16 protein-coding genes and 6 pseudogenes are annotated in these 25036 nt (G+C 60.2%); 4 read left to right on the top strand and 18 right to left on the bottom strand.

All coding sequences use genetic code 11. From position 1 onward, the window contains the following. Positions 1–91: 91 nt before the first annotated feature. Positions 92–943 (bottom strand): IS21-like element helper ATPase IstB, encoded by an 852-nt coding sequence (gene istB / locus ACEN42_RS38765; protein ID WP_371880030.1) that lies wholly within the window; start codon positions 941–943, stop codon positions 92–94. After that, complete coding sequence (gene istA / locus ACEN42_RS38760; RefSeq protein WP_371880031.1) at positions 940–2427, bottom strand: IS21 family transposase; 1488 nt, start codon at positions 2425–2427, stop codon at positions 940–942. Before istA ends, istB begins: the two co-directional genes overlap by 4 nt. Positions 2428–2829: 402 nt before the next feature. Between istA and ACEN42_RS38755 the strand changes: the two genes are divergently transcribed. Continuing rightward, positions 2830–3396 (top strand): hypothetical protein, encoded by a 567-nt coding sequence (locus ACEN42_RS38755; protein ID WP_371884390.1) that lies wholly within the window; start codon positions 2830–2832, stop codon positions 3394–3396. 708 nt (positions 3397–4104) lie between these two features. Here the strand turns inward: ACEN42_RS38755 and ACEN42_RS38750 are convergent. The 3 genes and pseudogenes from ACEN42_RS38750 to ACEN42_RS38740 all read right to left on the bottom strand — a co-directional run bounded on the left by ACEN42_RS38750 (position 4105) and on the right by ACEN42_RS38740 (position 5347). Further along, on the bottom strand, positions 4105–4518 hold the full coding sequence (locus ACEN42_RS38750; protein ID WP_371884389.1) for a hypothetical protein: 414 nt from the start codon (positions 4516–4518) through the stop codon (positions 4105–4107). 208 nt (positions 4519–4726) lie between these two features. Next, positions 4727–4999: pseudogene (locus tag ACEN42_RS38745) on the bottom strand (NAD(P)-dependent oxidoreductase); the annotation flags it as partial. Between the two features lie 174 nt (positions 5000–5173). Next, positions 5174–5347 (bottom strand): hypothetical protein, encoded by a 174-nt coding sequence (locus ACEN42_RS38740; RefSeq protein WP_371884388.1) that lies wholly within the window; start codon positions 5345–5347, stop codon positions 5174–5176. Between ACEN42_RS38740 and ACEN42_RS38735 the strand changes: the two are divergent. After that, positions 5294–5444 (top strand): annotated as a pseudogene (locus tag ACEN42_RS38735) (ISNCY family transposase); the annotation flags it as partial. The gene ACEN42_RS38740 and the pseudogene ACEN42_RS38735 overlap by 54 nt on opposite strands. Here the strand turns inward: ACEN42_RS38735 and ACEN42_RS38730 are convergent. Continuing rightward, positions 5435–5866: pseudogene (locus ACEN42_RS38730) on the bottom strand (helix-turn-helix domain-containing protein); the annotation flags it as partial. The pseudogenes ACEN42_RS38735 and ACEN42_RS38730 overlap by 10 nt on opposite strands. A 239-nt stretch (positions 5867–6105) precedes the next feature. Here ACEN42_RS38730 and ACEN42_RS38725 point away from each other — a divergent pair. Further along, positions 6106–6979, top strand: a pseudogene (locus ACEN42_RS38725) (ISNCY family transposase); the annotation flags it as partial. 1459 nt (positions 6980–8438) lie between these two features. Here the strand turns inward: ACEN42_RS38725 and ACEN42_RS38720 are convergent. The 12 genes and pseudogenes from ACEN42_RS38720 to ACEN42_RS38665 form a co-directional block, all read right to left on the bottom strand. Continuing rightward, the gene (locus tag ACEN42_RS38720) at positions 8439–8807 is read right to left on the bottom strand and encodes a response regulator (RefSeq protein ID WP_371884387.1); all 369 of its coding nucleotides are present in this window, start codon (positions 8805–8807) and stop codon (positions 8439–8441) included. A gap of 9 nt (positions 8808–8816) precedes the next feature. Continuing rightward, positions 8817–11951, bottom strand: coding sequence for a CheR family methyltransferase (locus ACEN42_RS38715; RefSeq protein WP_371884386.1), 3135 nt, complete (start codon positions 11949–11951; stop codon positions 8817–8819). Continuing rightward, positions 11948–12181, bottom strand: coding sequence for a type II toxin-antitoxin system ParD family antitoxin (locus ACEN42_RS38710; RefSeq protein WP_371884385.1), 234 nt, complete (start codon positions 12179–12181; stop codon positions 11948–11950). Before ACEN42_RS38710 ends, ACEN42_RS38715 begins: the two co-directional genes overlap by 4 nt. Before the next feature lie 154 nt (positions 12182–12335). Beyond that, complete coding sequence (locus ACEN42_RS38705; RefSeq protein ID WP_371884384.1) at positions 12336–13610, bottom strand: beta-ketoacyl synthase; 1275 nt, start codon at positions 13608–13610, stop codon at positions 12336–12338. Next, positions 13607–13897: an acyl carrier protein gene (locus ACEN42_RS38700; protein WP_371884383.1), complete on the bottom strand. Its 291-nt coding sequence runs from the start codon at positions 13895–13897 to the stop codon at positions 13607–13609. The genes ACEN42_RS38705 and ACEN42_RS38700 overlap by 4 nt, the downstream gene beginning before the upstream one ends. A gap of 123 nt (positions 13898–14020) precedes the next feature. Then, entirely contained in the window at positions 14021–15277 is a 1257-nt protein-coding gene (locus ACEN42_RS38695; protein WP_371884382.1) for an NAD(P)/FAD-dependent oxidoreductase, read from the bottom strand. After that, positions 15253–16017 (bottom strand): hypothetical protein, encoded by a 765-nt coding sequence (locus ACEN42_RS38690; RefSeq protein ID WP_371884381.1) that lies wholly within the window; start codon positions 16015–16017, stop codon positions 15253–15255. The genes ACEN42_RS38695 and ACEN42_RS38690 overlap by 25 nt, the downstream gene beginning before the upstream one ends. A 37-nt stretch (positions 16018–16054) precedes the next feature. Next, positions 16055–17134, bottom strand: coding sequence for a type III polyketide synthase (locus ACEN42_RS38685; RefSeq protein ID WP_371884380.1), 1080 nt, complete (start codon positions 17132–17134; stop codon positions 16055–16057). Between the two features lie 132 nt (positions 17135–17266). Then, a pseudogene (locus ACEN42_RS38680) lies at positions 17267–19548 on the bottom strand (FdhF/YdeP family oxidoreductase). 758 nt (positions 19549–20306) lie between these two features. Next, a complete protein-coding gene (locus tag ACEN42_RS38675) occupies positions 20307–20816 on the bottom strand; it encodes a DUF2127 domain-containing protein (protein ID WP_371884379.1) in 510 nt (169 codons plus the stop codon). A gap of 533 nt (positions 20817–21349) precedes the next feature. Next, a pseudogene (locus ACEN42_RS38670) lies at positions 21350–21679 on the bottom strand (sorbosone dehydrogenase family protein); the annotation flags it as partial. Between the two features lie 751 nt (positions 21680–22430). Continuing rightward, positions 22431–23693 carry a putative Na+/H+ antiporter gene (locus ACEN42_RS38665; protein ID WP_371884378.1) on the bottom strand — a complete coding sequence of 421 codons (1263 nt, stop codon included), beginning with the start codon at positions 23691–23693 and terminating at the stop codon, positions 22431–22433. Positions 23694–23980: 287 nt separating this feature from the next. Here ACEN42_RS38665 and ACEN42_RS38660 point away from each other — a divergent pair, with 287 nt between their 5' ends. Beyond that, positions 23981–25015, top strand: a complete 1035-nt coding sequence (locus ACEN42_RS38660) for an IS110 family transposase (RefSeq protein ID WP_371884376.1) — start codon at positions 23981–23983, stop codon at positions 25013–25015. Positions 25016–25036: the final 21 nt, after the last annotated feature.

Below are 25036 nucleotides of genomic sequence, written 5' to 3'. Positions count from 1 at the left end.
AATGTGTTGGCGTGGAAGATGATGCCGGAGTTGATTGACGCCGGCTAGCTTTGCCTACGAGCCGCGCGTCAATCAGGATGAGAACAGTGGGTCATTCGGTGAGGTCGATGCCGTGCTGATCCTCCTGTGTCGGTGGCACGCCAACGTTCTTTGGGGTCGCTCTACTGGCCGGGCGTCCCGGTCCCTGCTGCTTGCGCTGCAGGGCAGTACGGCGACGGTAGCTTTCGACATTCAGCTCAAAGATGGTCGAGTGATGTACCAGCCGGTCGACGGCGGCCACCGTCATGGCCCGGTCGGGGAAGACCTTGTCCCATTCGCCGAATGGTTGATTTGCTGTTATGCAAAGAGAACGGCGCTCATACCTAGCGCTGATGAGCTCGAACAGCACCGACGTCTCTGCCTGATCCTTGCTGACATATGCGAAATCGTCCAGGATGACCAGGTCGAAGCGATCCAGCCGGTTGATGGCTGACTCCAGCGCGAGCTCGCGGCGCGCGAGCTGCAACCGCTGCACGAGGTCGGTAGTGCGAGCGAAGAGGACCTTCCAGCCCTTCTCCAGCAGGCTCAGTCCAATGGCCGACGACAGGTGGGATTTGCCACCCCCACTCGGCCCCAGAAGAATCAGGTTGGTGCCGTTACGCAACCAGCCATCGCCCGCGCAAAGCGCCGAGACGTGCGCGCGGGATACCATCGGCACCGCGTCGAAATCGAAGTTCTCCAGTGTCTTGCCCGGCAGCAGCTTGGCGTCCCTGAGGTGACGTTCGACTCGGCGTCGATCGCGCTCGGCGATCTCGTGTTCGGCCAGCGCCATCAGCAGGCGCGCTGCCGGCCAGCCTTCCGTGTCGGAGCGCTCGGCAAAGCTGGACCAGATCTGCTTGATGGCGGGCAGCCGCAAATCGTTGAGCAGCAGCGACAGGCGGGTGGCGTCGATGTCGAGACTCATGCCGTCACCTCCGTTGCCATGTCGTCAAGCAGGGCTTCGTAGTCGCTCAGCGGTGCTAGCTGGACGTTCACCTCCGGCATGCTGTTCGTGCGCTTCGCTTCGAAACGCGAACGCAGTGCGTCCAGGTCGGGTAACTGTCCATCGTCCAGGCACTGCTGCAGCGCCTGGGCCAGTTGCGCTTCGCAGTTGTGCTCGTGGGCCAGGCTGAGCAGTTCAACCGTGGTCCTGCATGCCTGACGCTCCGGGAGCTGCTCGAGCAGGCGATCGAAGGTCAGTCGATACGCCTCGCGCGGAAAGACCTGATCGCGATAGACCAGGTTGAGCAGCGCCATGGGCTTGCGGCGCAGCGCGTGGATGATGTGCCGGTAGTTGATGACGTGGCCGTGCTTGCCATTGGGACCCGCACGGCCGCGCTGTAGTGTCATCAGGGCCGTACTGCCCAGAAACAGCTCCAGCCGGTCGTCGTACAGGCGCACGCGCAGGTGATGGCCGATCAGCCGGGACGGGACGGTATAGAACACCTTGCGCAGGACGAAGCCGCAGGTGGTCGTGACGTATACGCGCGTTTCCTCGTAGTCACACGTACGCTGGGCCGGAAGCGGCTGAAGCAGTGCCCGCTCGGCCTCAATGCGTTTGCCATTACGCGCGTTGATGCGACCGACGATCTCGTCGATGAAGCAGCGATAGAAACCGAGATTGTCGAAGTCGCGACTGCCGCGCAGAAGCAACGCATCACGCACTGCGCTCTTGAGGTGGCCATGAGGGCTCTCGATGGAGCCGTTCTCGTGGGCAACGCCACGGTTGTTGCGTGTGGGCTGCATGCCGTAGTGGGCGCACAGTGCATCGTAACGCGTGGTCAGATCCTTGCGCGCGTCGGCATCGAGATTGCGGAACGCCGCCGACAGGCTGTCGCTGCGGTGCTCGCGCGGCGCGCCCCCGAGTGCCCAGATGGCATTCTGCAGCCCTTCAGCCAGCGCGACATAGCTCTCGCCGCCGAGAATGACGTGAGCGTGCTCAAAGCCCGAGCAGGCCAGCCGAAAGTGATAGAGGCGGTGGTCAAGCGCGACACCCGCCACGGTGACGCCCAGGCTGTCCATCTCTGTGAAGTCGGACAACCCGAGACGACCGGGTTCGTGAACCTGACGGAACATAACGTCATGCTCCTCGCCATGGAGTGCGCGCCAGTCGCGAATACGGCGCTCCAGTGTGCGGCGCACGTTGCCCGGGAGGTCGGGATGGCGCCGAAGCATCTCGTCCAGTACGGCTATAGGCCGGATGCCGGGAGCGGACTGGAGCAGCGGCACGATGTCGGTGTCAAAGATTGCCGCCAGGGGATCGGGACGGCGACGCGCACGTGGCGCCTTCTTCTGCGATGGCAGTCGCCGGTCCTGATCGATGCGATACCCCGTGGCGGCGCTGAACCCGGCGCGCGCAGCCGCTTGAGCTGGTCCTTCCTTGAGTCTGTACTTCATGTAGAGCCTCATCTGATGGTCGTTGATGTGTCGGCCGGGCAACTCAGCCTCCCTTCGCTACATGGAAGAGCTGTTCATACCCGATTTACCGCGACCACCGACAAGGCACCCCGGTAGCGGGGTGAACTCCTCGGCGCGGCGTTGCGGCAGCGGTTCCGGGCTACGCCCTCCACCGCTGCCGCAACGCCAGTACTCTCATCCTGATCGACGCGCTGCTCTCATCTTGTTTGACGCGCGGCATCAACTTAAGGTTTCTCCAATAAAGAAATGTTGCTCGCGTTGCAGCGCTTACATTGAGTCCGAGGATACCACTCCTCCAAAATTCACAATGATTAGGAAGCCCGAAATGCGCTATCGGGAAGCGCTCAGGGGTAGAACTGGCCTTTTCGCATTTACCAACGAGGGGAGCGGGCCGTGGCACACGCCTTTCCGCCGGATCACGAGAAAAACGACGGGACAAACGGCTTTGAGCGGTGGGCCGCCGAGGCGCCGACCGCCGCAGTCGCGCGCGTGGTGCTGCGGCTCGACGAAGCGATCACGCTAAAGCGGCGCGCTGCCGCCGCGCGGCTCACCGCGCAGGGCTCCGCGGTGCCGCTGCGGCCGATCAAACCGTCCCGCCTCGAACTGGCGGTGATCATTGCGCTGGCCGAGATCTATGGAGTTGCGCTCTATCGGGACGCGCGCTTTCTACCGGTGATCGACTTCATCGCCGACGAGGGCGCCGTGGCGCTGGTGCAGCGCGTGATGTATGGCGCAGTGCTGGATCACGACAACAGCGACGATCGTCCGCCGGTCATGGCCGAAGACAACGCGCGGCCTGCCGACCTGCTGCCCGAGGCACGGGTGGCCTTCCAATTCCTCTGCGCGAGCCGGCCCGATGTCTTTATCGCCCAGGCAAACGCGGCGCTCGCCAGACTCGGCCTGCCGCGACGGCAGCTGCCCCCGTCGGCAGGCAGCCACGAGGAGGGCGATGATGACTGACGCGCGGCGCTGCTCACCCGACGTTGCCCGGAAAAGCTCACCGCAGAGAAAGCCTACTCGGTGGTGGCGAAAACTGCGCAACGAACTCGATGCGCGGTCGACCGAAGCGGGGCGCGCAAGGCCGCGGCGTGCAGTGACGCGAGTCCCAAACCGGCATTGGCGCGCCGTACGCGCGGCGATTCTGGTGATGGGCGATTCCGGTCTGCGACGCGAAGAAGCCGCGAGTGCGCGGCGCGAACGTCGAAGTTACGATGAAGAGAGGCGAAGTGGTGTTCGCCGCTGCCCGAGCCGCATGCGAACTCGCTGCCAGTTGGATCGATGATACCGACGTGCCGGTCGCGACGGGACGATCCACGCTCTGAGGAACAAAGGAACTCATGGCGACGGTGGGGAGGTTGTTTTCGGGCTCCTGCCGCGCTTCGCTCTTCTTGGGCAAGCGCTCTTGGCGGCAGTCGTCCACTTGAATCGAACCCGCTCGAACGGCGCCCCGGATCGATCGAGGTCGGGGAGAGCGGGGGCAGCGTCGCCGCGGCGTGGCGCGACCGCGTTCTTCGCAGCTTGAGAGAACAACCGCTCAAAATAAGCCGTGATCAAATTAAATAACCATAGCTTGTTGTCGAATGTATATGAACGCCAGCGAACTTAGAATAAAAGAGCTTTCGCATATCCAGGCAGTCGTGGCGCTGAGTGCATGGCAAGTCCGTGTAATCAAAGGGTAAAGACGATCAGGACCGCGCCTTTGATGACTGCGAGAACGATAACAAGGCCGATAAACCACCAAACCAGACGCCAACCGGTGCGCCAGAAGGTAATGAGAAGCATCCAGGCGGTTCCCAGGGCCGCAAAGAAGTACATGAAGCCGTCAGGGCTGCGGGGCTGCAGCGTCGAGGCTGCTTGCTGACACCCCCACACCATGCCGAGCCAGACTAGGACCCACAGGGCTGCCTTGAATTGATCCGTGAAGCTGTCGCGCCGATGCTCGAGGTTTGCTTCCTGCCTCCGCTCATAAGCGACCTCGGCACGGCTGATGGACCGGCCGGTGTTCCGTGGCATCGTCGCCTCCCTTGCAGCCCCCATGGTCGGCTCGCGCCGTTCGGCGTATTTCCCTCGAAACTGGTTCATACTGTTCCCCGGTTGTGACTCTGTTCTGTCTTTATCTTGGCGGCACGTGTCGTCCTCACCCAGTCCGCGCGAGTTTATCTCGACTCGGGTTTCCAGAGATACCCCGCTATGTGCGATGGCCGTCACTTCAAAAAAGCCCAAATTTAAGTCGAGTGGTAGTTTGTTGTTCAGACCGGTGTATGAGAGACGCCCTTTAATGTTCGAATGTTCGAAACGCGTTTTCCGATTGCACGGCGAGGCCGCGCAGATTGTTTCGGCTGATCTCGGGCAGCGGACGCTCGACCCACGTGCCGGCGAAGTGGATCAACACTTCCACGCCTTCGAGCAGACGATCCACCGCCCCAGGATCGCGCAGATCGCCGTGCATGACATCCACGCCTTCGATGAGAGGCTTCAGCGCCTTGGAGCGTGCGGCCGAACGCAGCGGCGGCGTGCCGCGCGCGACGAACGCAGCGCGGACGACCGAGCCGAGTTGGCCCATCGGCGCTGCTGAGGACGTCGAAGCCCAGGTACAGAACCCCATAGCCACCCTGCGGGTCGTCGTATCGATTCGCAGAGCTTGTACCAAAATAGAGCGGCGTGGCGGCGTATTCGATTCGGCTAATGTGTTGGAGCAGTTCTCCCGCCGCAATGACGCGGCTTGGCATCGACAAAATCAAACTCGTTCCTCACCGTGGATACCGACCACGCTCAGCACAACCTCGACAAGTTGATCGAAGTTGCCTGGCGTCACGGCTTCGATAGGTGAGCGACCACCGAGCGAATCATTTCGAGACGACAGCGCATGATAGGTTTCGGTGAGCTCGTACAAATCGACGGCAGCGATCATTACTGGTTTGAAGACCGGGGGCCCGCGTGCACACTGCTGGTCTTTGTCGACGACGCGACGGAGCCGGTTGATGCACTTGCACTTCGCGCCGACCGAGGCTCGTCGGGCACGCGGCTGGTAGACCTTCGGCGGACGTTGCTTGCGCGGCACCCAAAGGCCGGCATCCGTCATCAGGTGCCGCACGGTTTCCTTCGACAGCACGAGGCCATGGCATTCACGCAGTTTCTCGCACGCCAGCGTCGGTCCGAAATCCAAGTAGCGCTCGCGAATAAGGGTCAGCGCACGTAAGGCCAAGCCTTCGTCAAGCTTCCGATTGCCCGGCTTGTTGCGTTTGCGTGACGTAAGGCCCGCCGCGCCCGACTCGCGATATCGCCACACCAGCCGCTCGACTTGGCGTACCGTCAGGCCGAGACGCTCCGCGGCTCGACCGGGTTTGAGTCCCATATCCACCACGGCTTGGATTACCTTCAGACGGTCGAGTTCGCGCATGTTCAATGTCACCAACGTTGCTGGCTTCATGGACGGCTCCTGCAGTGGTGCAGTCAGTCGCCAGCTTGCCAGTGGTCGCAAAACACGACATTTGTATCTTGCTATGATCCACCGAAGCTAAAATTCACGCGCGAAGCGCTCAGCCGAGCGGCGTCGGTTGACTCATGGAGGTCCGTGGTGAGCTGGAGCGGCGAGGGCGCGGCCTCCGCAAATTTCTCTCGAATCAACGCGTTCAGCTCGGCGATGAAGGCATCCTCGTCATCGATGCGTACGGCGCATTCGAATCGACTTTCAGTTATTTCGAGGCCACGCGCGCGTATCTCGAACGCCACGGCAAGCCGGTGGCATTCTATAGCGACCGCGCGAGCGTGTTCTACGTCCACAAGCGCGAGGAGACCGCGGGCAAAGGCGTCACCCAGTTTGGTCGTGCAATGTACGAGCTAAACATCGACACTTTTTGCGCCAACAGCAGCCCCGCCAAGGGACGCGTCGAACGGGCTCATCTGACGCTGCAGGATCGCCTGGTGAAGGAGCTGCGCCTGCGTGATATCAGCACCATTGCAGCTGCAAACCCGTTTGCCTGCGTTTTCATGGCGGCCTATAACGCCCGCTTCGCAAAGCCGCCAAGAAGCGCGTACAACGCCCACCGGCCGCTGCGCGATGACGAGAATCTCGACGCGGTTTTGACTTGGCGGGTACAGCGCAAGGTATCGGATGCGCTGACGTTGCTGAACGATCGCGTACTCTGGCTGCTCGATGACACGGCAGCGAACCGCAGGCTGATCGGCCGCTACATCGACGTGTGGGAATACCCAGATGGGCGCCTCGAAATCCGCGCTGACGGCAGCGTGCTGCATGCTGTGCCGTACGACAAGCTCGCAGACATCGACCAAGGCGCGATCATCGAGAACAAGCGTCTCGGTCATGCGTTGCAGGTCGCGCAAGCGTTACAGGCGCAGCGCGATAACCGTCGGATCTCAGGCTCGCTGTCTCGCACAAACCGAGGTGCTGCGGTGCGCACTCACAAGCACGAAGAAGTCGCGCGCATTCACCCGAGCCGATCTGGATCAAGCAATCATGCAGGTCGCGCAGCAGTCTAAGACGCCTTCAACACCTGGCCGACGGTCTGTTCGCACTCGCTGAACAGTATGAAACGCCCCGGTCCGATCAAGGCCGTCCTTCAGCACTACGTGCTTTCAAACCGTTGAAAACAGAGCCAATCACACATCAAAAACACGACATCTGTATTTAGCCGGCGGTACGACATTTCAATTTTGCTTTGACATCTTAGAGGCACTAACGTTCGTGGAACGTCCACGCCGCGTGGCAGCTTCAGCCTTGCCCGCCCGTCTCGCGACCTTGGCTAATTGCTGGCCGGCGGCCACCAAAATCCGCCGACGACTATAAACGCGAGCGGCACGAGCTGGTCGGCCGGCTCAGGAATGACCAAACTGCCAATAGGCGGCATCCACAATGCACCGTATGCGATCCCTGCTGCCAAAAGCGATCCGCCCGACCAAGCGCCGAACAGACACGCATGCCTTACGGCCTTAAACGGTCCGCTCTTTAGAGGGGCACGGGTTTTCCTGATGCCGTTCTTTTGCTAGCTAACAAGCTAACAGAAAGCCTTTGATCTTTCACGCGAGCCAACGGACCGGCGCAGGCCTCAGGGCGCGAACATCCGAGACCGAGCGCGGGGCGTTCATTGGCACAGTCCGGCCATCTACGGCCGAAACGCTACGCAGTTGAGCAAACATTGGAACGTCGGCTCGACCGAGGACAGCGGACTTTCGATGGACCATCAACAGAATCGGGTTTATGGAACCAAACACGGATCATTCGGGAACACGCTCACGCGGATTTACGACCACCGCTTCGGCAACGATGGAGCGACCAACTGCCCGCCGCAGTGCTTGAGGGATGGCATCGGGTGTTTTCCCTATTTGCCCCTCCCGCGATGAGAGGGGCGGCAAAGAACGAAGCTTCCTAGACTTCAATCTGAAGCAAGAAGGGAAAGGCCGAGACCTTGGCCAGGCGGGTTTTCCGGTTGACTCGGCGCCTGACAGGCGTTGTGACGTTTCAGGGAGAGCGAGATGCAAAACGGTGAGAATTCGTTGCGGCGCCTGGTCGACAAGTGGTTTGGGCACTGTGCGCTGGGAACGGTGCACGTGATCAAGTGCGATCGTACATCCGCCGATCGAAACCGCTATGTACGCGTCGGCGGCGGGAGGAAGCTGGCAATTGTTTTCTTCCGACACAGCGACGGGTCATGGAAGGTTTTCCCGCCGATGGGGGGCATGCCTACGATGAGCGCATGCAGGTTGGCGGCATAAACGAGTGTGTCTTCGCTGATGCCAGTTTGGCCCGGATGCCGGATGTCAGCGGACCAACAAGATTGGGGTGGAGTCGCCCTTGCTGGATTTCTTTGGGCTGGGGGCAGTCCTCTCGAGGCCGATCCACCAAAATACTTGGCCTTGTCCCCAGCGAGTGGCGAAGAGCCCTATGATCAATTGAGCCGAATCAGGCGTTCGAGTCAAGATCCCTCGCCGAGCCTCGGAGCGATGTAGCTAGTAGTGCGGTTTGTATCGGTGATTCATGCGCTTTAGCCTTTCAGTGCTTTGAAGATCGCACGGTGGTCGAACGGCTTCTGGCAACGCGGGTAGTGTCGATAGCCTTCGGCCACGGCATCGATGCCATAGCCCGTCGCAAAGACGAACCGAATGTCCCTCGACGCGAGCGCATCAGCCACCGGATACGACGTTTCGCCGTTCAGATCCACGTCCAGGACCGCGGCATCAACCCGTTCGCGACCCTCCTCGAGCAGCGCGACCGCTTCCTCCGCGCTAGCAACCGGCCCGACGACGTGAGCTCCGGCCTCTTCCAGTACAGTCGAAAGTGCGAGCGCAACCAGATAGTCATCCTCGACGACCAGTATTCTTCGACCATCCAGTATTTTCGCCCGTTCGTTCATGTTTGCCTTTTAAACATCATGCGAGCTCGCCGACGGTAACGGTATTTCGATGTGACACGAAACGCCATCCCGAAGAAAAGCCAGTTCCGTGCGCGCGCGCAGCGTAAATCGCAATGCTCTCTCGATCAACTGTCGCCCGAAACCAATCTTCGAGCTGTCTGGTGAAACCGATACACCGGTTTCGATCCAGTTGATGACGAGCGAAGCGGCATCGTGCCCTTTAGGCTCGACGTTCCAGCGGACCTCCAGTCGGGCCGCTTCATCCTGCAGCGCACCGTACTTCACCGCGTTAGTCGTCAGTTCGTGTAGGACCAGCGCGATTGTTTGTACATTACGAAAACCAAGCGGCACTACAGGGCCCCCCAGGACGATCCGGTCACTACCGGCGACGCCGAGTGCGTCGAACTCCAGCTTCACGATGTCGCCAAGGTTGATCAAATTACCGTCCGCTTCACCGATGAGACCTTGCAGCCGACCAAGCGCGCCCAGGCGGCTGTTGAAGGTTTCGAGTGCGACGTCCTGCGCGAGCGTCTGCTGCGCGATCGACTGAATCACAGTGAGCAGATTGCGCGTGCGGTGCTGCAACTCGGCGATCAACACGTTTTGCCGCTCTTCGGCGTGGATCATCCCGGTCACGTCGACGAAGGCGATCACGACACCGTCGGATTTTCGCTCGCCGTTACGATACGGTGCAAGGCGCACCAGGAAATGCGTCAGCTTGTCCCTGCTGCACACATGACGTTCCCGCGGCTTGTCCGTATTGAGCACGGCCTCGATATCTGCCTCCAGTCCGTGCAATTCCAGCCGGCTTACGAGCTCCGTGATCGGTCGGCCTCGATCGATGGTACGAATGTGGAAAATGCCGTCCATGGCCGGCGTGAACGAACGGATTACCAGGTTACGGTCGAGAAAGACGGTCGCAACCGACGTGCTCTCGAACAGGTTCTGCAGATCGCTGTTCGAGCGATCGAGCGCCTCGATCTTGCGGCCCAACTCGAGATTGACCGTGTGCAACTCTTCGTTGAGCGACACCAGTTCTTCCTTCGACGCCTCCAGCTCTTCGTTGGACGACTGCATTTCCTCGTTGACCGACACCAATTCCTCGTTCGATGACTTGAGTTCCTCGAGCGCAGTCTCGTACTCTTCGATCATCGACTGAAGGCGTTCACGGGTGTCGCGCAACTCCTTTTCGACCTGCACGGCCGTCCCGTCGTGCGTGGCCTGGGCGCGCACGAGCGCCTCTTCGCGTGAGAGCACGGGGCCCTGATCGTCGAAGACCACGAGATACATGCGCTCGCCGTTGGTCTGGTCGGTCAGCGGTTCGATGGTCAGGCTTATCGTTTGTACGCGGCCGTCCTCGCCCTCGATCACCACCCCTTCGCGTGTGACCGGCCGACCCGACTCGACGGCCTCACGAAACACCGAGCGCAGATCGAGCCCCAGGCCTTTTCGCGCCATGGCGAATAGCTGGCGGGTCGGCGCACCAGATGCAGCCTCCAAATATTTGCCCGTGCGTGCGGAATAGTAAAGGACGTCGCCATCACGCGAAGCGAGCACATGGGGCGGTGTGAACCGCTCCAGCATGTGGTTGTCGACCACGTGGCGCAACGCCGCGCCTGTCAGCGCGGGACGACCAGGTGCGAGCCCGGCGATGTGACCGATTTTCAGCGAAGACACTGACAGCGGCACGCGAAGCTGCGGGGAAACATCGGCGCGGCGCCGGAAGATCCGGTGCTTTTTCTCAACGGGTACGAAAAGCTCATCGAACTGGCTGACGCCTTCCGACGTGCCGAGGAACAGGTAGCCATCCGGGCGAAGCGCGTAGTGGAAGGTCGGGATGACCTGACTTTGGATCTCGGTGCCGAAGTAGATCAGCAGATTGCGGCAGGAGACGAGGTCGATCCGGGAAAAGGGCGGGTCACGAATGACACTGTGCGGCGAAAAGATGCACAGATCGCGGACTTCCTTGGCGAGCACATAACTGCTGCCATCAGGAACGAAGAATCGCTGCCGCCGCTCCGCCGACACGCCGTCAAGCAACGGTAGCGGATAACGTGCTGAACGCGCCACGCCAAGCGCCGCGTCGTCAATATCGGTCGCGAAAATCTGCACGCGCGGCGGGCGGTCGAATCGATCGATGTGTTCGCGCATGAGCATGGCGATGGAATAGACTTCCTCGCCGGTCGCACAACCAGGCACCCAAACCCGGATGGTGTCGTCGACGGCGCGCGCTTCGAACAGTTTAGGCAAGACGACGTCCGAGAGCGCTTCAAATGCCTCGGCATCGCGAAAGAAGCTGGTGACGTTGATCAGGAGGTCGCGAAAAAGCGCCGTGACCTCTTCTGCGTCCGTGGACAGTCGTGCGACATACGCTTCGGGCGTCTCCATTTCTAAGACTTGCATGCGCCGCTGCACACGGCGCAGGAAAGTCTTTACTTTGTAGCCGCTGAAGTCATGCCCGACCTGGTGACGCAGGATTGTATAGATTGCATTGCGAGCTTCACTGAAGGCGGCACTCTCGGTTTGCGCATCGGCATTTCCGGCCAGCTTGTCCAGCATGAACCTACCGGCTGCAAAGCGAGCCAGTTTGGCGCCCATCTGCTCCGCGGGGACGGCGAAGTCGACCAGACCGCTCGAAATTGCGCTCTCGGGCATGTCCGCGTGATGAGGACCAAACCCGTCGGCTGCCTGCGCCAAAGTGAGTCCGCCGCGCTCCTTGATGGCTTTGATGCCCAGTGTCCCGTCAGAGTCGCCACCGGACAGCACTACCCCGGCGGCCAATTCGCCAACGTCGGCCGCTAGTGCGCTGAAAAAGAGATCTATGGGTTTGCGCTCTCGCCGGTGCGAATCCTGCGCGTGGACGTGAAGCGTACGCTCCTCGACAGTTACGACCGCGTCGGTCGGTAAAAGATAAACGGTGTCGACTTCGATAACGGTGTTATCGGTAATGACGTGCACCGGCATCGCGGTGAAGCGCGACACAATCTCCGGCAGCATGCTTTCGCGATTGGGGCTCAAATGGGTGATGATCACGCATGCCAGGCCGGGCTTCTCCGGCATGCCGCGGAAAAACCCTTCCAATGCCTCAACGCCACCGGCGGAGGCGCCTACGCCCACGATCGGAAAATCCGCCGCTGCTGTCATGCTTTCTCCAATCCAGCGCGCGCGTTGCCGTTCGCCCGTGCCGGTCGCTTGGATCGCGCAGTCGCTCCGCGGCCCGACGAAGCGCGGTGCGACGTCTGCTCCTCCAAGAGCCGCAGCCCCGCACGGACGACTTCGCTCGCCGAACTGTAGCGACCGGTAGCAACTTCCGATCTGATGAACGAGGAGAGGTGTTCCGTTACGCTGATGCTAAATGCATACTTGCTTGGCATGGGCGACTCGTTGATAGATGGGTAACACCCTATAGTATCCCCTTCAAGGTCCGCGCGCTGGTCAATAAGTTTTAACTGCCGAGCGAGCGGCGAGCGTGCCCGACCGAGTCGTATGCTTTTAGATAAACCCAGCCATGTGCCCGGAATTATCAGCTCAGATGCAGAGGGGGCTTTTCAGCCGCCTCAGAATTCTAGCCGACCCTGCTGCGCGAAGAACGAGAACTGCATTCGTGCCGCCGAAGGCGAATGAGTTTGACAGCATCGTGAGTAGCGATGCGCTTTTGCGGGCAGCGTTGGGCACATAGTCGAGGTCACAAGCCGGATCGGGCGTGCTCAGATGCATCGTCGGAAGCAACGTCTGATTCTGCATTCCCATTAAACATAACAGGCATTCAAGAGCGCCAGACGCGCCGAGCAAGTGGCCGTGGACAGACTTGGTCGAGCTGATCGCGATGTCGTATGCCCGAGCGCCAAACACCGTTTTAACGGCAGCGGTTTCAGTCACGTCGTTAGCCGGGGTTCCGGTACCATGGGCGTTGATGGCATCAATCTCCGATGGATCGAGTTGCGCTGCAGCGAGCGCTGCCGTCATTGCCGCAGCCTGACCTTCGACGCTCGGCCGGGTGATGTGTCCGATGTCGGTCGCGATGCCGTATCCCACCACTTCACCGTATATCGGCGCGTTGCGAGAGATCGCGTGTTCCCATTCCTCCAGGACCAGGATCGCTGCACCTTCCGCAAGCACCATCCCGCTGCGGTCTTTCGAGAACGGCTTGCATGAAGCCGAAGGGTCGCTTTTGTCGACAGCGGCAAGCGTGTGGAGCGCCTCCCAGGCCTTTAGGGAGCCGTATGAGAGCGGCGCTTCCGAGCCGCCCGCAAGCGCCAGGTCGAGGTCGCCTCGCGAGATCCGCAGCCATGCTTCACCGACGGCAACGGTGGAGGACGAGCAGGCTGACGAGTAAGTGAGGCTAGGACCGCGCAGGCCGTATTCAAGGCTGATCCATGCCGCCGGAGCGTTGTACATGCCCATGAGCACGGTAAAGGGTTTGACGCGCTCTGAGCGCTCGCCATAGAGCGCCGCGTACCCTTCGTCCATGGTGTGCGCGCCACCCATACCTGTTCCGATGAAGACACCCGTGCGCGCATGATCGATCTGAGTTACCTCCAGCGCCGCCCGAGACATGGCCTCGCGGCTTGCAACCAGCGCGAACTGGCTGACCCGATCGAGCATCCGCGATTTCGCTGGATCAAAATGGTCGGCGGCGAACAATGTAGCGATGCCACCGATCGGGGAGCCTAGGCGACTCACCAACGCCTCATCAAGACAATGGATGCCCGACCTGCCGGCAGCGGCGCTGTCGTACGCTTGTTGCGCATCGCTGCCGAGCGGGCAGATGGCACCTAGCCCGGTGACCGCTACACGCCTCATGGCGAGGAAGGGGATGTGGGGTACGTCGCCCCTGCCTCGACGTCATCAACTCGCGGCTTCGCGACGTGCTCGTCGATGACGCGCGCCACGTCACCAAGCGTCGTTAGCGAAGCCGATTGGACCCCGAGGGTGATATGAAACCGATCTTCGACCTTAAAGAGGAGTTCCGCGAGGGCCAGCGAGTCCAGGCCGAGTGATTCCAACGTCGCCGCAGGCGTCAATAAGGCGGGATCCAGACTGTATTCGTTTTCTAGCGTCGTGCTCAACCAATCGAAAGTAGTGCTCATAGGAACTCGCGAACGTTTTGTTGTGTGAACGCGCTACGACCTGCGTCGTTAGCTCGTCAGAGGAACCGTGCCACAGTAGCAGATCAGTCGTACTTCATCGCGATACGGGCGTGCGCGCAGGCCCTATTGCGAATGCATCGCTCCTCCGATCAAGGCGACGGCGTCAGGATTGATTGCACACCGGGTCTTCCCGACCCAACGCGCGCCTTCAGACAATAAACCAGGCCAGAGGCTAGCGAGCGCCAGAAAAAGTGCGCCGCTACGCGCACGCATGCATGCGTGCGCGAATGCGAAAGCAAGCCTCATGCGCGGGAGGAACACATGGCGCCATTCGCGTGCGTAACGCCTTGCCGCGATGCGCTGCCATGACACGTCGCAATCAGGGCCGCCCTGCCATGCTCTCGCGCGAAGTAACTCCATGCACAGCAGCCAAGCCGATTGCACCGCCATGCTGATGCCTTCGCCCACGATGGGATGCGCTTCGCCCGCCGCGTTGCCGATGCGAAACAAGCCCTCGTCGGCGCGCAGTCGAATGCCCGGATCGATCGGTCCGGCACCGATCCAAGAACCTTCTCTGAAAGCTTGATCGAGAACTTCGCTTACGCCTACGCATTCTGTTCGAAGCATAGCCTCGAAACAATCGCCGGCACTTGCCCCGGTCTGCTCACGACGCAGTGCTTCAAGCCGGTCACGGCGAAGACAGCCCGCAACGGTGGTAACGCCACCACCCGTGTCGACCATGCCTCCGTAACCCCCTTCGAACGAGAAGATTGGAAGGAGTCCCGGCTCCAGCGGCGCCTCGTGGAAGTTCGCCTTGAACGCCAGTAGATCCGCGGGTCGCTGTTCTCTGCGATTCTGTGGGCCAGCAAGCGGGAGCGCTTCCCAGGACCCATGCGCTGCAATCATGACGGGCGTAGACAACGTGGTGATCGAAGACTCGGCCTGCCGTCGAATGCCGCAACGCCAGGCTCCGGGCCCGCCGACAACTTCCCTTGCCGAGTACGGCTGCAGGATCTCAACCCCGACCGTGCGCGCCTGTTCGACCAACACGGTATCCAGCGTCTCGCGCCCGATTGCTCGTCCCCAAGGATAAGTGCTATTCCGCGCCTCAGGAAAGTCGGCCACGACATTGCGAGAGCCTCGTATCAGCGCAACGCGACGCAAATCCGGGCCCGCGCGCAAGTCGAGTTGCTGTTCGATACCAAGGGCGGCAAGCAGAGACAGGGTGGGCGGCGAAACGCATTCACCGCAGACTTTTCGACGGGGGAAAGTCTGCTTCTCGACGAGGGCGACGGACCAGCCCGCCAGCGCGAGCAGGATCGCCGCCGTTGAGCCGGCTGGGCCCGCCCCAATAATCACGGCATCAAATGTTGTTCGCACGATTCTTTCCCGACGACACGCTCCGCGCTGAAGCAATGGCCGAAGAACCCTGCGGGGAACTCCGTAAGCTGCCACTCTGCTCCGTGCATTGGCCAGACCGCGTGCAGTTCCAGACCACGGAATCCCGCATGCACACTCAAAACGGCGTCATTGCGCGTGACAGCGTTGGCCCCGAGCACGCCGATTAAGTGGCTTCCGAACAAGGCCGGCAAGCTGCGCCGGGGCTCACATGCAAAGAAACGGTCCGTCGCCGATTCGATCACCTTGAACAACAAAGCGAGTTCGTCAGCTTCTAAATGGTGGAGGAAAAGCGTCGTGAAAATCATGTCCCATCGTTCAATGCGTGCTCCCTGTTCGTTGGCGCTTTCACGGATCCAGTCGCTCACGTCCGTTTTCGAGAGTTGGACGCTCCAACCGAGACGTGCATAGGCCTGGATGGTCTCGCGGGTCATGAGATTTTGACGGTCGAGCGACGTCAATTCAACGCCGTTTAGGGCAACGCCGAACTGTCGCGCGACCCGCAGTAAGAGCGTACCGTCACCCGCGCCAAGTTCGAGTATCTTGATCGGCGCTCGAGATCGACGGCAATTGACCATCGGAGCAAACGCGCGGCCGACGATCGCAGCAGTGCCCATGACTTTGTGGACGCGCTGCAAATCCCGCCGCGAGCGTTTCGCCGCCGGGTCGCCTGCGTCCAGCGTATCGAGGGTTTCGGCGACTACGATTCGCTGTAAGGTCATAAGGCTCAGCAAGTGATGGTGCAGGATGTCTTGCGCGTCATTCGGGTTCCACCTTAAGCAGCGCCCCATGGCAGCTGAAGCCCGCGCCAAATGAGGACAGCCACCACCATCCGGCAGGCGCTTGATCGGCCAAGGCTGCCTGCAATACAAAATAGACGAAGGCGCTTGACATATTGCCGTACTCACGCAGCATCGCCGCGCTATAGCGTAAGTCGTGCGCCGCCAGATCGAATTCTTTCTGAATCGCGAGTAACACGTCGCGTCCGCCGGCGTGCATGATCCACGTTGCGACGTCCGCTTTGTGCAAGTGCGCCCGCTCGAGCGCAGACTCCAGCACTTGCCACGCGTATCTGGCGGCAAGCGACGGAACGGCGCGCGTCAAAACGTTTCGCAACATACCTCCGCGCTGCTCGAACATCAGCGATCTTCGTTCGCCGGGGTCGATCAGCGATGTGCTCCCTACCCATTCGATCTTTCGCGACGTTGTGCTTGGATGACGCGACAAGACGGCGGCGCCAGCGCCGTCACCAAACAGACAGGCGCTAATGATCACGCCGGGGTCATTGTCGAGATACATCGCCGCACTGCTCACTTCGACGCAGACGGACAGGACGTTTTCGCAAGACTGGGACGCGCGGGATGATGACTGCAGCAGCGCGTTGCCGAGCTGAAGGTTTGGTAGCGCAGCAGCGCAGCCTTGACCCACTAAATCGAAGGCTTGCACGTCAGGTCGCAGGCCGGCGCGCTCGATGAGGTACCCGGACAATCCGGGGCACAGGTATCCGGTGCAAGTACTTACGACGACGGCATCGATCTCGCCCGGGTCGACTTTCGCGTTCCTTAACGCGCGGGTCGCTGCGGTCGTGGCTAGCAATGGGGCGTGATCAAGAAAGCGTTGAGCGAGCGTGCCTGGGTCGATCTTGAATACTTCACTGAGTGAATCGAGTGCAAGTCGTCGCGCTTCGATGCCGTTGTCTCGCTGCAAGACGGTACGAGCGACGAGGTGCGCACGAGCGTCGAGGCGAGAGTACCAGTCGGAGTCTTCGAACGCCGCGAGACATTCCGATTTCGTATAGCGCCACGGAGGATTGGCGGTGCCGATGCCACGAAGAAACATAAAACTCCTATTGGCGGATGTGCTGTACCGCGGCGGGTCCTCGTCCGCGGACGGAATGGCCCCCAAGCGCGGTGCATGTCGCCTCCGAGGGCATCGATTGGCTCTGGATCGCTTCGTTTCGCTGGTAGTCGTTCATGAGATGATACGAACAGGGATTGACTTCGCGCCGGGAACTTTGCTCTCCTCCGCGTAATGCCAAAGCGGCAGCAATATATTGCATTCGGGATAATATCCGCCGATGCACCCCTCCGGTACTTGGTAAGTCTTGACTTTGAGCCCTGACAGCCGGCGGTCGATGCCGTCATCCGCAATGGTCTGCAACGTAATTTCCTGACCTTCCTTGAGATGATGCTTCTTGATGTCGGCCTCGCTCATCAGGACGACCATACGAGAACCCTTCACGCCTCTGAACCGGTCCTCAAGGTTGTAGATGGTCGTGTTGAACTGGCTGTCGCTGCGCAAGGTCATGAGCCGCAATGCGTCCGGCGTCTTCGCCCGCATGTCCGGGTCTTCGCCGAGCGAGTTGGGCGTCATGAATTCGGCTTTACCGGACTTTGTTTTCCACACGCGTTCGCAAGCCGGCAAAGGCCGATGGAAACCGCCGGGCCGCCACATGCGTTGGTTGAAGTCGTGAAAGATCTCCGGATAGGTTGCCGCGATCTCGTCTCTGACGAGCGAGTAGTCGTCGCGCCACGCGTCCCAGTCGACCGTTGAACGGGAGCCCAGCGTTGCCTTGGCGATGCCCGCCACGATGAATTGCTCCGCTCGCGCCTTCTCGCTTGCGGGTTCGGTAACGCCCTTCGAACCGTGCATGCAACCCGTGCTGTCTTCCATCGAAACCGCCTGACCCCCCATGGGCGTGTGATGGAACTCGATGCGGCTCAGGCACGGCAACACATACGAGACTTCGCCATGCACCAAGTGGCTGCGATTGAGCTTGGTTGCGACGTTGACCGTCAGGCGCAAGCTCGCCCACGCGGGCTCCGTCTGCAGCCGATCCGGCACCGAACGCACGAGGTTTCCGCCAAGGTTCAGAACCGCCTTCACTTTGCCCTTGACCATGGCCTCGAACGCCTCGATGGTGTTCATGCCTTTCTCTCTCGGCGGCTCGAACGAGAACTGCTTCGCGAGCTGATCGAGGGGCGCGAGTTCCGGCTTTTCAGTGATGCCGACCGTGCGCTGGCCTTGCACATTGGAGTGGCCGCGTATGGGCGAAGGCCCCGCGCCCGGCTTGCCGACATTGCCACGTAAGAAGAGCAGATTGCAGAGCATGCGTACGTTCTGTACGCCGAGCCGGTGCTGGGTGAGTCCCATGCCGTAGTGCGCCATGACGGCGTTCGATTTCATGTACTCGTTGGCTGCCTCAAGAAGTGAGGAACGCGTTAAGCCGCTCACCCGTTCAATTTCGCTCCATTCGGTCTTGCGCGCATAGGCGGCGAACTCTTCGAATCCGGTCGTGTGCTCCGCGATGAACGTGACATCGATTATGCGCGGTGTGCCTTCTGCTTTTGCGCGGTCATCGGCCTCGATCACTGCCTTGCAGATGCCGAGAATCGCAGCCGTATCGCCCCCGGTCTTGACCTGATGATATTGGGTGCTGATTTGCGTTTCAGCCGGCGTCAGCATTTGCACCGGCGACTGAGGATTGGCGAACGATACAAGACCCGGCTCACGAAGCGGATTGAAGGTGATGATCGGCACGCCGCGGTTGCGAGCGTCCTGCAACTGGTGCAGCATGCGCGGACTGTTGGTGCCGACGTTCTGGCCGAAGAAGAACATGAGGTCGGTCTTCTCGAAGTCCTCCAGCGTGATGGTGCCGACACCGACACCGATCGATTCCTTGAGGCCGACGCTCGAGCTCTCATGGCACATGTTCGAGCTGTCGGGAAGGTTGTTGCAGCCGTACATGCGCGCGAAAAGCTGGTACATGTAAGCCGTTTCGAGCGACGCGCGCCCGGACGCGTAGAACACCACGGTCTCGGGGACCAGCGAATTCAACTGATCGGCGATTTCGTCGAACGCCTGCTGCCAGCTGACTTCGACATACTTGTCCGTAGCTGCGTCGTATCGCATCGGCGCGGTCAGTCGTCCTGCTTCTTCAGATCGTGGTCGTGCCAGTTCAGCAACTGCTTGACCGTGTGCATTTCGAAAAACTCGGGCGTCATTCTCTTGGCAGTCGTGTCCCAGGCAGTCGCTTTTGCGCCGCTCTCGCAGAATTCGAACGTGTGTGGGTCGGCGGGTTTCGCCCACGAACAGCTTACGCACATGAAGCCGTCAGCCTTGTTCTGCCTGAGCAGAATCGCGCTGTCTTTCAGCGGCACTTTCTCTTGCAGCAGGATCGTAGCGACCGACTTCAGCGATCCCCATCCGCCAGAAGCGAAAGGATACGATGGGTTCTTCGTTTCTTTGCTCATCAGCGCGCTCACGGGGATAAAAGGCACATTGTGACCAAAGCAAGCTTTGTTCCCCGTCGAGATCACAACCGTCGTTTCAACAGTCGGCAGGCGTAGGTTGGCGGCCTGCATTCACTAGCGCTTGCAGCGAAGATCAGCCGCGTCCGACGACAGCCGCCTTGCGACGCATTCGATCGTGAGACCTTGCGCAAGTACTGAAAAAACGACCACGGCATAGTAAGCATGACAATCGTGTCGCGTGCGTTCCTGAGGGGTGACAGGGCCAGGGCGATGAGATCGATCAAACCACGATCGCCGCGGACGCAGGCGACAGGCGAAGCAATCTGGGAAAGAGTTGAGGTTCACTGCTTCCGCTAGCGGCTCACTAGTTCCTCCAATGTAGGTGCCGCTGGGGCATATCAGCTTTTTGCCGGTAGCGGCTGATCAGCCTCGGTAGGCTCCCATGTTTGTTGTCTGCCGCATCGTCGACGCACGTTATTGTCTGACGGCTCAAGTGGTCGTCGCAGCGCGCTGCCGGGTCGAGCCACGTCCGCTTCGAGCGAGGTGCACTCAATCCCGGTGGAAATCACAGGTACTTGCATGCTTGCGCTCGGCTTCGCCGACTGTTCTTCCGTCGCGTTGACTTACTGTAAGCGTCACGCATGCCGTCTCGTCCGGCTGCGACGGCTGCTAACTGTAACCACCCGAATTTGCGTTGTCAGAAAGCTCATGGCTGTGAAACCCGGGAATGCATCAGGTGCGCACGACCGTACATCCAGTCAGGAGCTCGATGTGGGCGCTTTGCGCTCGTTCTTCAGAAAACGGTACTCGTGCCATGTAAGAGCGATAATGATGATGTCCAATGCCGTTATCAGCAGCAACCAGATCGATTGCGTGAACGTGTACCGGTAGAGCTGATAGCCAATGAACATACAGAAGACGAGCATCGAGACGGGGCAATACCAAAGCCGCTCCCGCAACAGGCCGACGATCAGCCAGAGCTTGATCACGCCGTGCCCCAACAGGTAAATGGCTGCGAACGTCTGCGTGCCGATCGAGAGGTGCTGCACGGAATGGAGAAGAAAGTTGGCTACGAGATCGTGGGGATCTTGGGCGAACTCATCTTTTGTGACCCAAAGGACGAAAATAAGAAAGAGCCGCTGCGGGACAAAGTACGTGACGACGCCCCCGACAATCTCTGCAAGCGCGAAAACCGCCTTGAACCATAGGCTCAGCTGAAATATCAGGTGGAGCTTCTTTTCGTCGAGATACGTGCGCAATCTAATCATGAGTGCCCGTCCAAGAGTTATCTTCGTGGACTTTACGACGGGACATCGGCATGGTAGCGTCGGCCGTCTTCGTAGATCAGTCCGTCACCCACTGCGCGGACACTGCAGACGGGGCGCGAGCCAGACGTTGATTGCGTCCGCGCTGACAAGACGACGTGAACGCATAGATGATTCTCATGGCGATCCGCTCAAGGCCTGTCCGCTAGGATGTGAGTGCACTCCGAGTGGCGTCGCCGGTTGCACGGGTGCGGACTGTGGCGACGGGCGCGGGTGCCCGTCGAGATCGTCTATGGCCGGATGAACACGATTTTCCGGCGTGAAGCATCCTCCCAAGGCGGCAGAGAGTATGACGATAAGCAATCTCTTCATGCTCAGTACTCGCTCGTGGTTCACTTGCCCGCTGTCTGTCTTGGCTTGATGTCGTCAGCAGTGACGGCCGATGCATGATTCGAAGGTATGTCTTGCGCGCCGGCCATAGCACGTGACCAAGCGCGGTTAACTCTGGGCGAGACCGCCGGTCCGACCTGCTCGCGCGGTGCGACCCGCCAGACAGCATTGCCGACGTTGTCGGCCACGAGCAAGGCGCCATTCGAGTCAAGCGCGACGCCCGCAGGTCGACCCACTGCGTGACCGTCCGCCAACAGGAACCCGTCGAGGCAATCTTCGGGCGCGCCGGCCGGCTTCCCATCGATAAACGGAACGAACACCACTTTGTACCCAGTGGGCGGCTTGCGGTTCCATGACCCGTGCTGGCCAATAAACGCACCTCCGCGATAGTGAACGGGAAAAAGTTTTCGGTCGTAGAAAACCAGACCCAGCGAAGCCGTATGATTGCCAAGGGCGTAGTCGGGAACTGCGGCTTTCTCTCGGGAGGAGTCTCGATTGCGGAGGTGGAATGGACGGTGACGCGCCTAGGCCAGTATCGATTGAACTTGACTGTCCAATCGCGCAGGCTGTCAGAGGTAAAGCCATTGCGACAGCTAGGTAATTGAGGAAGCGCATGCGATTTCCCTGGCGAAGAGAGCGTCAGTTGAAGAGGCCCAAGCCTCTCAGCAAGAAGCTTGCCTCTTACCGGTTGTGCTATCCACGCAGTCGGGGCGATTGCTCGCCCAGCTTCGTCGGCCCTGATGCCACATGCCGTTCTACGCTACCAGAACCAAGCCTCTTCTGACTAGCGGCGTCAGCGAGTGGACCTCCCATGATGAATCCTGTCTCACAAACCAGCGGCCATCGCTCTAGCGTTCGTCTCATTTTTTCGTCGGAGCCTTCGCTAGCGAGAAGCTCGTCGAACAGCTTGCCAGTGAGACCGTCGACGCGCTGTCGCCTTGGAGCGCCGAAGGTAGGCGATCGACGAGCGCGAGTACGAGTCGCGATGACCGGAGTCCGGCCTTGAAGAGGACCGCAGCGCATGACTGCGGCAGGGTTCGACGCGAAGCTAACAGGGCCGATTGACCTGTCAGAGCTCGGTTGTGAACTTGCGCTAGCGCGCGCTCGATGCGCAGAGGCCTAAAGTATTGCCGGAAGAGGACCCTGTCGCACTCAAAGAGTCTGCGTACTCAGGCTTGGAGCGGGGACCGTGCCTGAGCGCCACGACCGCCTCCTGCCGTCTGAAATTTACAGGAACAGGAAGGCCGCACCTGCGGTGATGGTGGGTAGCAAGGCGGCGCCGAGCAATCTCAACGGGCTCACTGCGCCTCCGGAGAACCGATGGCCCACTATCGCTAAGCCTGCCGGATTAGGCGCGTTGGCAATTACGGTCAATCCGCCCCCAGTAACAGCGCCGGCCACAAGCAGGTACTTTGCGCTGTCGGACAAACCGGGTATGAGGGATCCCAGATAGGTGATGGCTGCATTGTCCATCACAGCCGTCAGCCCTGTCGCGCCGAAGTAAAGGGCAAGCGCGTCCATCGAACTCACGACAGGACGCAGCCACCATTGCTGCAACCCGCCAAGCACAATTAAGCCGCCAAGGAAGAACGCAACCAAGAGACTTTCACGGAGCATGAGCGGCGATTGATGGCGCTCGTAGGCCTGCGTGTATCCGAGGAAGAAGAGAAACGCTCCAATGAAGACGACGGCATGATGCGAATTCATGACGACCAGCGCGAGGAATGCGATATGGACGAGCGTAACACCTAGAGGAATGCGCTGCGTTGGCGAAACACCAGCGTCTTCGCTGATCGACAGCGTCGGTACGCTCTTAGCGATCAGCGCAACGAAGATGGTTGCGTTGAGGAGCACGGCGAGCGCTGCTTTCCAGCCGAAAGTCGCTGCCATAAAACCCGTATTCCATTCCCAAGCACTTGCGACCATCAACACCGGCGGGGCGGCGTACGCGGTCATAACGCCGCCGATCGAAACATTGACGAAGAGCAAGGCGAGCCCGAAGTACTTGACTCGTTCCGACACCTGCTCGACAAACAATCTGTCACGCAGCAAAAGCGCAGCGAGGGTCATCGCAGCGGGTTCCGTAACGAAGGAACCGAGAAGCGGAATGGCGGACAGCGAAAACCAGACAACCGCCACTTCTGTGCGCATCGGCAAGAACCGAGACGACCGAATCACAATGTTTGTTGCAAGCACTAAGATTGGTCGACTCGCTGCAATGACCATGATGACAAAGACGAACAGGGCTTCTGTGAACTCGCGATGCTCTAGATAGCCGACAGTCGCTTCGGATCCGACAAGCACCCACATGACCAGACACAGGACAAGGGCCCAAAATCCAAAAATGACCTCGACCTCTGCAAGGAAATGGAAGAGGCCTGAGTGCCGAGGAAAGCGGTGGCCAAGCGTCTCGATCCGTGCTACAGCGAACGTATGGATGAGTGCAAGTGCGAAGATAACAGCGGCAGCGATTTCAACGGAATAAGGCATTGAAGGAGGGCGCGTGCGGATGCGAACCGCGAGTTTGTTGGACCGTTATATTACAACAACCCTTCATTGCAAGTTGATTTGAGCGGATAGGCTTTGGCGATAAAGCTTCCTGCGAGGGAAGGGGCGGTATGCGGACAGGGACTGCAACACACCAGAACGCAGGCGTCGGGGGACGGAGCGCTGGAGATACGGTCAAGTCTAATGGAATGGACGCCCCCACCGAGGCGGCATCAATGTGCCAAAGTGGAAGTGTCGAAGCAACCACTTGAACGAGGGGAGCGTCCATCATGAAGATTACGACAGTTGGCATCGATTTGGCGAAGAACGTTTTTGCCGTTCATGGTGTAAATGAGCATGGCCGGACGGTGCTGAAGAAGGTGCTCAAACGGAATCACGTTGCGGAGTTCTTCGCCAATCTTCCAGCCTGCGTGATCGGGATGGAAGCATGCGCCAGCGCTCATTATTGGGCTCGCAAGCTCCAGGCGATGGGCCATACGGTGCGACTGATCGCGCCGCAGTTTGTCAAACCGTACGTAAAGACAAATAAGAATGACGCGGCAGATGCCGAAGCAATCTGCGAGGCAGTTGCACGGCCGAACATGCGTTTCGTGCCGGTCAAGAGCATCGAGCAGCAGTCGGTGTTGTCGCTGCATCGCGTGCGCCAGGGCTTTGTGCGGGCGCGCACTGCGCAGGCCAATCAGGTTCGCGGACTACTCGCCGAATTCGGGCTCGTCGTTCCCAAGGGAATCGGGTATCTCGAGCGTCAGGTACCCGAACTGATCGAAGACGCAGAAAAGGAGCTCACTGGCTCGTTTCGATTGCTCATCCAGCGCCTCATGGACCATTTGAAGGAGCTTGACAGGCAGGTCCGGGAGCTCGAGGCGCAGATTCAGGCCTGGCACCGCAGTGATGAAGCGAGTCGACGGCTGGCGCGCGTCCCCGGCATCGGGCCTCTTACCGCGAGCGCGCTCGTCGCATCTGTCGGCGACGCAAAGAGCTTCGGGAGCGGCCGGCAACTTGCGGCATGGCTCGGTCTGGTGCCCCGGCAGAACTCCAGCGGCGGCAAGAACCTGCTGCTGGGCATCAGTAAGCGCGGTGATACCTACCTGCGAACATTGCTGATTCACGGCGCACGCTCCCTGCTGCAGGTTGCCAAACGCAAGGAGTGCAAGAACGGCTGGCTACATGACCTGCTACAGCGGCGAAACGCGAATGTCGCGGCGGTCGCGCTCGCGAACAAGAACGCGCGGATCGTCTGGGCGTTATTGGTCCACGACCGCGAGTTTCACCCTGATTACCAAGCGCCTGCCGCAACCGCGTAACCGTTAGCCGCATGTTCACCG

Origin of the sequence: Caballeronia sp. S22 (assembly GCF_964261745.1) — a bacterium.
GTDB classification, from domain to species: domain Bacteria; phylum Pseudomonadota; class Gammaproteobacteria; order Burkholderiales; family Burkholderiaceae; genus Caballeronia; species Caballeronia jiangsuensis.
This window is presented reverse-complemented; position numbering and strand designations above follow the sequence as displayed.